The 11,332-nt window shown below is 47.4% G+C and carries 8 protein-coding genes; all 8 read left to right on the top strand.

The annotated features are described in order from the left end of the window. The first annotated feature begins 52 nt into the window (after positions 1–52). The 8 genes from LIZ87_RS14595 to pglX all read left to right on the top strand — a co-directional run bounded on the left by LIZ87_RS14595 (position 53) and on the right by pglX (position 11,311). Positions 53–358, top strand: coding sequence for a hypothetical protein (locus LIZ87_RS14595; protein ID WP_227148099.1), 306 nt, complete (start codon positions 53–55; stop codon positions 356–358). 16 nt (positions 359–374) lie between these two features. Beyond that, complete coding sequence (locus LIZ87_RS14600) at positions 375–644, top strand: hypothetical protein (RefSeq protein ID WP_008396502.1); 270 nt, start codon at positions 375–377, stop codon at positions 642–644. A gap of 60 nt (positions 645–704) precedes the next feature. Beyond that, a complete protein-coding gene (locus LIZ87_RS14605; protein ID WP_227148101.1) occupies positions 705–2,171 on the top strand; it encodes a relaxase/mobilization nuclease domain-containing protein in 1,467 nt (488 codons plus the stop codon). Between the two features lie 322 nt (positions 2,172–2,493). After that, a complete protein-coding gene (locus LIZ87_RS14610; RefSeq protein WP_002576387.1) occupies positions 2,494–2,721 on the top strand; it encodes a helix-turn-helix domain-containing protein in 228 nt (75 codons plus the stop codon). Further along, positions 2,702–3,310, top strand: coding sequence for a DUF1819 family protein (locus LIZ87_RS14615; RefSeq protein ID WP_138340628.1), 609 nt, complete (start codon positions 2,702–2,704; stop codon positions 3,308–3,310). Before LIZ87_RS14610 ends, LIZ87_RS14615 begins: the two co-directional genes overlap by 20 nt. Position 3,311: 1 nt before the next feature. Further along, complete coding sequence (locus tag LIZ87_RS14620; protein ID WP_005929853.1) at positions 3,312–3,887, top strand: DUF1788 domain-containing protein; 576 nt, start codon at positions 3,312–3,314, stop codon at positions 3,885–3,887. A gap of 18 nt (positions 3,888–3,905) precedes the next feature. Next, the gene (gene brxC / locus LIZ87_RS14625; protein WP_227148103.1) at positions 3,906–7,559 is read left to right on the top strand and encodes a BREX system P-loop protein BrxC; all 3,654 of its coding nucleotides are present in this window, start codon (positions 3,906–3,908) and stop codon (positions 7,557–7,559) included. Between the two features lie 20 nt (positions 7,560–7,579). Beyond that, the gene (gene pglX / locus LIZ87_RS14630; protein ID WP_227148105.1) at positions 7,580–11,311 is read left to right on the top strand and encodes a BREX-1 system adenine-specific DNA-methyltransferase PglX; all 3,732 of its coding nucleotides are present in this window, start codon (positions 7,580–7,582) and stop codon (positions 11,309–11,311) included. Positions 11,312–11,332 lie beyond the last annotated feature (21 nt).

Here is an 11,332-nt window from a genome sequence, read left to right on the forward strand (position 1 = left end):
CAAGCGGGTACGATAAAATGAAGATGAAAAGAAAAACGAAGGGGTGAAATCCATGAAGATCGTATGTTTTTTGTTGAAGCTGGTGCTGAAAATCCTGTTGCTGCCGGTTGCGTTTCTGCTGCGATTTCTGTGCTTTATCTGGAATCTGCTGATGCAGCTATCCCTGTGGGTACTTTCGCCGGTTATGCTTTTCGTTCTTGGCTGCGACATTTATTCTGTGGTTCGGGCGAGCTGGACGGATGTGTTCCTGCTGACCCTGATTGAGATGGGACTGTTCGCAGCTGCGGTTGGAGCGGGCGGCATCATGGAACTGATGGAACGGCTGTGCGAGTGTGTAGAGGATGTTTTGACAATTTGAGTTCAGGAGGGATTAGATGGATATTCAGTTTATGAAAGATTATTATGATTTACGGTACGAGGAAACAGATGGAGAGAATCATTTTGTGGAAGAGACTGCTTATCAGGAAAAACAGTCTGAGCAATCGAAGATGGAAGACCAGCTGATGGAAATGGTGGGCGGCAGCGAATCTAATGTGTGGAAGCTGTATGAAAGCATTATGTGTGTCTATTTCGATATGGAAGAAATCATCAAGCAGGCCGTTTATTTGCAGGGAGCTTATGACCGGGAACGGATGTTAAAATGAGAATAGTAGATTGGTAAGAGCTGCCTTCGGGTAGCCCTTTTTAGATGGAGAAATATGAAAATGGCGGCTACAAGACTAATTGCGCTGCATATTAATAAAGGAAAGACGGTGGCGCAGTGTCTGGCTGACCGTACTGATTATACTGAGAATGCAGCAAAGACGGAAGATGGAAAATATATCAGCGCGTATGCCTGTGACGCAAAGACCTGTGATGAAGAATTTCTGCTTTCCAAACGGCAGTATGAGCATATCACCGGTAGAACCCAGGCGCATGATGTGATTGCATATCAGATTCGGCAATCTTTTAAGCCCGGAGAAATCACGCCGGAGGAGGCGAACAAGGTTGGATATGAGACGGCCATGCGCTTTACTAAGGGAAAACATGCCTTTATCGTGGCTACCCATGTTGATCGTGCACACATTCATAACCACATTATTTTTAATTCGACTACATTAGACAGCACCAGAAAATTCCGAGATTTTCGCTTATCCGGTCTTGCACTGGCAAGGCTCAGTGATATCGTCTGTCTGGAACACCGGTTGTCGGTCATTATCCGGAAGCCCTATGGAGAGCGGCAGAAGAGAACGGAATACCCGGAGAAAAAATCGCAGCGGGATGAAATCTGCGAGGCCATTGATGCAGCATTGGCAAGAAATCCAAAAGACTTTCGGGAACTGATTGAAATTTTGCAGGAGGCCGGATACGAGTATAAAGATGGAAAACAGCCTGCCCTGCGGGGAAAAGGCCACGCCAGATTTGCTCGTTTCCGCTCTCTTGGCAAAGGATATTCGGTCGAAGAACTCTGCGAAGTGATTGCCGGAAATGCGGTTCATAAAAGCAAATTTGCAGAGAAAAATCGTACAAACGCACGGTCAACACAGGTGCATCAGAAGGCAGAGCTGTCGTTCCTGATTGATGTCCGTGCCAAAATGCAGGCGGGCAGAGGCGCGGGATATGCGCGTTGGGCGAAAGTCTTTAATCTGAAGCAGATGGCAAAAGCTATGATGTTCATGGAAGAGCATGGAATCAAGAACTATGCAGAGCTGAAAGAAAAGGCAGATGGAATTTCTGAAAAATGTGATGCGCTGCTGGAATCTGTAAAAGCAGATGAGGCACGGATGTCGGAAGTGTCAGTGCTGCGGAAGCATCTAATCAATTATGCCAAGACAAAAGATGTTTTTGCTGCGTATAAAGCATCCGGCTACGACCGGGAGTTCTATGAAGCCCATCGGGATATGCTGGCCTTGCGCAGCGCAGCAAAAAAGGCGTTTGATGCCTATAAGAAAGAGAACGGTTCTGACAAAAAGCTCCCGCGCATCAGCGAGCTGAACGCAGAGTATGCGATGCTTCTGGAACGAAAGAAAAGCTCCTATGCAGAGTACCGCAAGACCAAATCGGAAATGCAGGATTGGCTTGTGGCACAGAAAATCGTGCAGGAAATCCTGAAAGAGGACGAACAGAAGAAAGAGCAACTGCATGAGCAGGAAGTGCGGCAGGAAGAAGAAAATAGACAGAATAGCAGATGATGGAAAGCCTGGTGCAGTGTGAGTGTTATGCTCATGCTGCACCGGGCTTTTTTCCTTTGGCAGGAACTGCCGTTAAAGCATCCGGAACGGATGCGCAGCTCGATGCCGCAGGCAGCGTTCTATGGGGATTGGGGAGTTTCCCCAACAAGCAGAAAATCGCTTTCGTGTCACGAAAGCCCTGCTTGCAGAAGAGTGGATTCTAAAAAATCGTTCAAAATTTGGAAGAACTTTCGATTGATTTTGTTCGTTTCTTGGAGTAGAATATAAATGAGAAATTTTAACTTGCTGCGAGTGACTTTAGACATCGAAAAAGAGGTTCCGTATGGATTTCATGACGATTAAGCAGGCTTCTGAAAAATGGGGCATCTGCACAAGGAGAGTACAGACATTATGCACAGAAGGGCGAATTGATGGTGCCGAGCGTTTAGGCCATCAGTGGGTCATTCCTATTAACGCCGAAAAGCCGAAGGATGCCAGAATCAAAAGCGGCAGATACATTAAAACAAAATCCGGAAATGGAGAGAACGAAGATGGAAAGAAAACCGTATAGTGCTGGAGCCGTGAAATTTTCGTTCTGGTTCATGGAATTTCGGAAAACCGTGCAGCTTTTGAGCGAGGGTAAGAGCTTTGCAGATATTAAAAAGTTGAATGAAGAGACAAACATCTATGGTGCACCGACAAAACTACGAGCGCAGCAGATTTATTCTACCGTAACAGCCCGTATCAAGACATTAGATGAAAGCTTTTATCCAATCTTTCTGAGCAGTGATCTTGCTACACAAAAATTATTTGTGCTGACTGCGGCTCTTTTGCATGACACGCTGTTCTTTGATTTTGTGTATGAAGTAGTGCGGGAAAAAATGATTCTTGGTTCCGATGAGCTGACGGATGCAGATATCCGGATATTTTTCAAAAATAAGCAGGAACAGAGTGAGAAAGTGGCTTCTCTTCAAGACTATACGCTGCACCGTCTCGGTTCCTGCTATAAGACACAGCTTTATGAAGCAGGACTTTTAGAAAGCAACCAGGCAAACAGCACAAGAAAAATACTGAAGCCAATTCTTGATATTGCATTTGAGCATTGGCTTTATGACCATGATCTTGGCATCATGGTAAAAACACTGACGGGGGTAAGATGAAATGGATTTAAGCCAAAGACTGGATGAGATGGAGCTTGCAATCCATAAGCCATCTTTCCGAAAAGGAACAGGCCGCGCAAATGAGGTCAACTATTGGGTGTTTGATTATCCACCGGAAAAGGAACTGGAAGTTCGGGAGCGCGTAGAGTATCTGAAAAATAAGAACGACCGGGGCGATGATGATTTTGAGCTTGTGGTCTTTGACCTGTATGATATCATCATTGACTTTTTGGAAAAGAAGAACTTCATGGAAAAGTGCTATGACTTTGAAAAAAAGCGAGGAATCGAGCGTATCGTCAAGGCAGTGACCAACTCCATGAAGGTAAATGACGATGACAGCCTGATTGTGCAATATATCAAAGAACATACGCCGGAGAATGCAGTCGTGTTCCTGACCGGCATCGGCAAGTGCTATCCGATTTTGCGCTCCCACAAGGTGCTTAACAACTTGCATCAGGCATTTGTGCGCTGCCCTGTCGTGATGTTCTTTCCGGGAACCTATAATGAACAGGAGCTGATTCTGTTCAATGAGATTAAAGACGATAACTATTACCGGGCATTCCGACTGGTAAAGTAATGGATGGAGGAAACAGTTATGCAGATCAAGGACATGTTCCGAAAGAAAATTGACCGTGAGATACAGGGCGTTATCATTGTCGGTCAGGGTGAAGAAACAAATGTAGCGCAGGAGCTGGAAGAGTACGTTGTGACCCGTGAGCTTCAGCGTCATTTTGCGGATTTCTTTGCAGCATATAAAAAAGGTATTCAGGGAACTACACCGAAAATGGGTGTCTGGATTTCCGGCTTCTTTGGAAGTGGTAAATCTCATTTCCTGAAAATCTTGTCCTATCTGCTTCAGAATAAACAGGTCGGAGACAAACATGCCATCGACTACTTCATTGAGGATCAGAAGATTACCAATCAGATGGTGCTGGCAGATATGCAGCTGGCGGCAAACACCCCATCGGACGTAATTCTTTTCAACATTGATTCCAAAAGCGATTCTAATGGCAAAGAAAATAAAGATGCCATTGTGAACGTATTCCTGAAGGTCTTCAATGAGATGCAGGGCTTTTGCGGCTCCATGCCTCACCTTGCTGACCTGGAGCGCAGGCTTTCCGAGGAAGGTCGTTTTGAAGAGTTTAAGGAAAAGTTTGAAGAAGAGTATGGAGATCCGTGGGAAAGCTCTCGCCAGGACTTCGATTTCATTCAGGATTCCGTTGTCGATGTTCTTTCTGACATGGATTTCATGAGCGAATCGGCTGCTCGTAACTGGTGTGAGAAAGCAACCGAGGGCTACCAGATCAGTATTGAGGATTTCGCCAAGCGTGTAAAGTCCTATATTGAGAAAAAAGGTAACAACCACCATGTGGTTTTCCTTGTAGATGAGATTGGCCAGTACATTGGTGATGATTCCAAACTGATGCTGAACCTTCAGACAGTGACGGAAGAACTGGGCAAGGAATGCATGGGCAAGGCTTGGGTAATCGTAACGAGCCAGCAGGATATCGACTCCATTACCAAGGTGAAGGGTAACGACTTCTCCAAGATTCAGGGACGTTTCGATACACGTCTTTCTTTGTCCTCTGCCAATGTGGACGCTGTTATCAAAAAGCGTATTCTGGATAAGACCGAGACAGCAGCACAGAGCCTGCGTCTGCTCTATGACCAGAAAGCAACCATCATCAAAAATCTGATTGTCTTCAACGACGGCGTGGAGAAAAAACTGTACGCCAACGCAGAAGACTTTGCAGAGGTTTATCCTTTTGTTCCATACCAGTTTAATTTGCTTGCCAGCGTGCTGACCAGCATCCGTACCCACGGTGCATCCGGCAAGCACCTGTCCGAAGGTGAACGTTCCATGCTGGCTCTGTTCAAAGAGTCTGCCATGCAGCTGATGGACGATGAGATGGGGGCAATCGTGCCGTTCTATCGGTTCTATGATGCATTGGAGAACTTCCTCGACCACAGCCACAGCAGCGTGATCATCCGCGCTTATGACAACAGCTACATCAACCCGGAAAAGAAGGAAAAAGATGTCTTTGCGATCAATGTGTTGAAGACCCTTTTCCTGATTAAATATGTTCTGGAGATCGAAGCCAACGTGGACAACATCGTCAGCCTGATGATTACCAGCATTGACGATGATCGTATTTCTTTGAAGGCACAGGTGGAGGATGCACTGAAAGTGCTGATGCGCCAGATGCTGATCCAGAAAAATGGCTCCGTTTATGTATTCCTGACCGATGAAGAACAGGAAATCAACAACGAAATCGAAAAAGAAAATGTGGAGATGCCGGAGGTCATCACGAAGATTGCGGAGATGATCTATGAGGACATTTTCTCCAGCAAGAGGTATCAGTACCCCAGCTTTGGTGGACGGTATGCGTTCTCCTTCAATCAGGCAGTGGATGACCGCCCCTATAAGGCAAACCAGAATTACGATATCGGCCTCCGTGTGTTGACCCCGTGGTATGAGGGCGGCACCGATGATGGTACGCTGCGCCTGCTCTCCGGCCAGGGCAAGGAAGTTCTTGTGGTTCTGCCGAATGATGATGCGTTCCTGACGGAAATGCGGGCATACTTAAAAATTGAGCGGTTCCTGCGTAAGAATACTTCTGTGCAGCTTGCCAAGTATGAGACCATTAAGGAAGCAAAGCGCGTGGAGATGCGGGAACGCAACGGTAACGCCAAGCTTTACCTGACGGAAGCTCTGAAAGAGGCTACCATCTATGTCAATGGCGATGTGCTGCACACCTCCGGCAAGGAAGTGACCAGCCGCATCAACGAGGCTATCGGAAGATTGGTGCAGACGGTTTACCACAAGCTGTCCTACATTGACGCAGCGATGGGCGAAGCAGACATCCGGAAGATGTTCAAGACCAGCAACCAGCTGTCACTGGCACTGGGAGATACCGGAGAATCCAATGTTCACGCACTGGATGATGTGCTGCAATTCGTGGCAGGTAACTCCCGGATGCACATGAAAACTTCTATGAAAACCATCAAGGATCGCTTTATGAAAGCACCCTATGGCTTTGTGGAAGATGATATCCATTGGCTGGTGGCACGTCTCTTTAAGCGTGGAGACCTGTCCTTTACGGTCAACGGTGAGAGCGTCAATCTGAACAACCGCTCCGAAGAAGAAATTATCGGCTACATCACGAAGAAGCAGTTCGTGGATAAGCTGCTGACGGAAGTGCGCGTCCGTGTGCCGGAAAACCAGAAAAAGGCCGTCCGCACCGTGATGAAAGAGCTGTTCAAGGTGGCACCGCCTGCCGATGACGAAGATACCATCATGAAGAACTTCCAGCATTACTGCGAGAATCGAATCACTGAGATTGAGCGGCTGGAACCGAAATATGAGAATTACGCCTATCCAGGAAAGGAACTTCTGGAAAAGGGCAAGAAGCGGCTTTCCGCACTGGTGCAGATTCAGGCACCGCTGGAATTCTTTAAGACTGTATTTGACGAGCAGGACGATCTGATGGATTTTGGCGAGGACTATGAGCCTATCCGTGATTTCTTTGGCAGTGAGCAGCTGACCATCTTCACCCGTGCGCTGGATATGCTGAATATCTACGAGGACAGCAAGACCTACATCGTGGATGCAGAACTGGAAGACGTGGTGGCTAAGATGCGCACCATCGTCCGGATGGCGAAGCCCTATAAGGAGATTCCGAAGCTGCCGGAGCTGCGCGAGAAGTTTATGAACTGCTATATGCGCATTCTGGAAGAGCAGGCAGAGCCGGTCAAGGATTCCATCAATCAGGATCGGAACCGTGTTTTTGAAGTGCTGAACACCAAGTCCTATAAGGATGCGAAATTCAACCGTTATCTGGAACTGTTTAAGGAGATCATGGACGGTGCGGAGCACTGCAACAATGTCTCCACTCTGCGTAGCTATGCAGATAAGGCGGAGGCACTGAAGCTGCGCCTGCTCAATGAGATGAATGCAGAGGATATCCGTCTTATGCAGGAAGCAGCGGCAAAGGCCGAGGCAGAGCGTAAGCGTCAGGAAGAAGAGGCGGAAAAGCGCGGCGAGGCCGTGAAACCGGCAGAAAAGGTGGCAAAACCGCAGCCGGTATATAAGGTGCGCACCACGAAGAATGTTTCCATCAAGACGGTTGCCAAGACTGCATCGTGGCGGCTGGAGAGCAAGGATGATGTTGATAAATACCTTGCTGCATTGCGCGAAAACCTACTGAAAGAGATGGACGAAGATACAATCGTCAACATTGAACTATAAATGACAGGAGGATTGGCTCCATGAACAAGACAGCCATAAAGAATTTTGCGATCTGGGCGCGGAATAAGCTGATTGCAGATGTCAGCTATGATGCCCGCCTGATCGGTATTACGGAGGACGGCATTGCAAAGCCGTTGCCGCAGAGCTTCGGCGGCACTCAGTTCTTCGATATCGGCACCGCAGAACCGTATTCGATTTCCGGCGAGGCTGTGCGCCAGCGTGACAAGCTGATAGAGGTCATCCAGCAGAAGGAAAAGGATACCGACTACAAAACCGCATATCAGTATGTGATCGAGGAGGTTGCCTATACATGGTTCAACCGCTTGATTGCTATCCGTTTCATGGAGGTCAATGACTATCTGCCTTCCCATATCCGGGTTCTTTCTTCCGAGAGCGGTAAGCTGGAGCCGGATCTGGTCACAACACCGTTTGACGCAGAGCTGCCCTTCACTACGGAGGAAGAGACACAGATTTTCCAGCTGAAGCAGGACAATAAGCTGGACGAGGAGTTCCGTATCCTGTTCCTGAAGCAGTGCAACGCCCTGAACGAGATTCTGCCTGCTCTGTTTGAAAAGACAAAGAACTACACCGAGCTGCTGCTCAGCTTGTCCGTTATTGACCAGGATGGCGTGGTCTATCATCTGATTCACGATATCCCGGAGGATGACTTCAACATCGAGCGCGGTGGTCAGGTGGAGATTATCGGCTGGCTGTACCAGTATTACAATACCGAGCCGAAGGCCGCTGCATTTGCCAAGAACGGTAAGATCACCAAAGAGGAAATCCCTGCTGTAACCCAGCTGTTCACCCCGGACTGGATCGTCCGCTACATGGTGGAGAACAGCCTTGGCCGTCTGTGGGTGGAAGGACACCCGGAATGCGGCCTGAAAGAAAACTGGAAATACTATCTGGAAGAAGCACAGCAGGAGCCGGAGGTGCAGGCAAAACTTGCAGAAATTCGTAAAGAGTATTCCGCACTGAATCCGGAAGACATCAAGCTCATCGACCCCTGCATGGGTTCCGGTCATATCCTGGTATATGCCTTTGATGTGCTGATGCAGATTTACGAGAGTGCCGGTTATAGCCAGCGTGATGCTGCGAAGAGCATTCTGGAACACAACATCTACGGTCTGGACATTGATGACCGTGCCTATCAGTTGGCGTACTTTGCCGTGATGATGAAAGCACGGCAGTACAACCGCCGTATCTTAAACGGTGAAAACACCTGCCATGTCTATGCCATTCAGGAGAGCAACAGCATCAACCGTGCGCACCTGAAATATTTCGGCGCAGGGATGGACGATATCGAGAAGAATGCCGCCAAGATGCAGCTGGAAGGTTTGCTGGACACCCTGACCGATGCCAAGGAGTATGGCTCTATCCTGAATGTGGAGAGCTACAACTGGGATTTGCTGCGCCGGTTTGTGGCAGCGGAAGATACCGACGGTCAGATCAGCATGGACAGCGTGGGCGTGGAAGATACCGCCGAGCAGCTGAATCGGCTCATTGACATTGGCGAAACTGCAAGTAGAAAGTATGATATAGTGGTCACAAATCCGCCTTATAGAGCAGTTGCTGATTGTACAGAACGCTTAAATAGCTTTGTGAAAGCAAACTATCCTGATAGCAAAAATGATTTAAGTACGATATTCATGGAAAAAACATTGAGTATGTCCAAGCCTCATGGATTTATGGCAATGATCAATATACCGGTGTGGATGTCGAAGTCAAGTTTTGAACAGCTACGGTATAAATTACTGGCATTGCATACGTTTGTTGCTGTGGCTCACTGTGGACGAGGCATATTTGGTTCGGATTTTGGAACAGTAGCGTTTGTTGTCCAAAATAGTCATATTAAAATGTATAAAGCGTTATTCCGCCAGTTGTTTGATGAATTGGGAGCGGTGGATTCTGTTGAGCAAAAGGAAAAGTGGTTCTTAGAAGGAAAAGGAGTGTTCTATGCCTATCCAGATAAATTCTTGAAGATTGCGAGCTATCCTATTGCATATTGGGTAAGTGATCGCCTTTTGACAATTCTAAATGAATGCAAACCATTGACCGAATTTGCAGCACCGCGAAAAGGATTAACTACTGGCGATAATGATACATTTGCACGACTTTGGTTTGAAATAGAACTGGCTAAATTTGGAATCGATGGGAATGATCGCACGAAGTGGTATCCGATGACAAAAGGTGGAGATTTTAGGCGTTGGTATGGAAATAACAGTTACGTTGTAAACTGGGAAAACGATGGACTTGAAATCTGCAACTTCAAAGATGAAAAAGGAAAGTTGCGCTCTCGTCCGCAAAATGTTTCTTATTATTTCCATGAGGGAATATCGTGGAATGATACGACAGCGACTGGAAAAATTGCGTTTCGCTATCAAACAAAGGAATATATTCCGAATGCATCTGGTCCGTGTGTGTATGCAAATAAAGATTTGTGGTATCTATTTGGTTTGCTGAACTCTAAAGTGTCTCAAGTTCTTTTGGAGATTCTTGCACCAAATATGAAGTTTGAAGTTGGTCAAATGGGGCTTGTTCCAATTATTATGGAAAATCGCCCAGAAGTTGAAGAGCTTTCACACAATACTGTTCGAATAGCAAAATCGGATTGGGATTCCTTTGAAACCTCTTGGGATTTTCAGAAGCACCCATTGCTCCGCAATGTTTCTGCGATTTCCGAGGCCTTTACCCAGTGGCAGGCGGAATGTGATGACCGTTTCAACCAGCTGAAAGCCAATGAAGAAGAGTTGAACCGCATTTTTATTGACATTTACGGCTTGCAGGACGAGTTGACCCCGGAAGTGGAGGATAAAGATGTGACCGTGCGCAAGGCTGACTTGCAACGTGATATCAAGAGCCTGCTCAGCTATGCGGTGGGCTGTATGTTTGGCCGCTACTCGCTGGATAAACCCGGTCTTATTTTTGCAGGTGGAAACTTTGATTCTGTCTATTGGAAATACAAGGGACAGGCTGCATTAGATGAAAATGGCGACCCAATCGAAGGTGGATATGCAGGAATTTCCTTGGCAGAGTACCATTATCCAAAGTTCCACGATACCGACGATTGGGAAACGGCAACATGGCTTTCTTATGAACCAGATGTAGACAATGTCATTCCTATCACCGATGAAGAATATCTGGACGATGATATCGTTTCGCGCCTGTGTGCATGGCTGAAAGCGGTTTATGGTGCAGATACGCTGGAAGAAAACCTCGATTATATCGCAAAAGCCCTTGGCAATAAGGGCAGCACCAGCCGGGAGATTATCCGCAACTACTTCCTGAACGACTTCTTCAGGGATCACTGCCAGACATACTCTGTCACCGGTTCCGGCAAGCGTCCGATCTACTGGCTGTTTGACAGCGGCAAGCAGAACGGCTTCAAGGCACTGGTTTACCTGCATCGCTACACGCCGGATACCATCGGCAACCTGCGTATCGACTACCTGCACAAGATGCAGCGTGTATATGAATCCGAGATCAACCGAATGCAGGATATGATGGATCACAGCGAGAATGCCCGCGAAGTGGCAGCAGCCGGGAAGCGCAAGGATAAACTTGCCAAGCAGTTGAAGGAATGTCGGGAATACGATGAGAAGATCAGCCATCTGGCACTTTCCCGTATCGAGCTTGACCTCGATGACGGCGTAAAGGTCAACTACCGCAAGCTCCAGACCGCCCAGGACGGCAAGTTCTATGAGGTGCTGGCAGACAGTAAGAATATCATGGTGAAAGAAAAGAAATAAGAAAAATGACCGGAGGGAGTG

Origin of the sequence: Lacrimispora sp. 210928-DFI.3.58, from assembly GCF_020554865.1 — a bacterium.
In the GTDB taxonomy this organism is placed as follows: domain Bacteria; phylum Bacillota; class Clostridia; order Lachnospirales; family Lachnospiraceae; genus Enterocloster.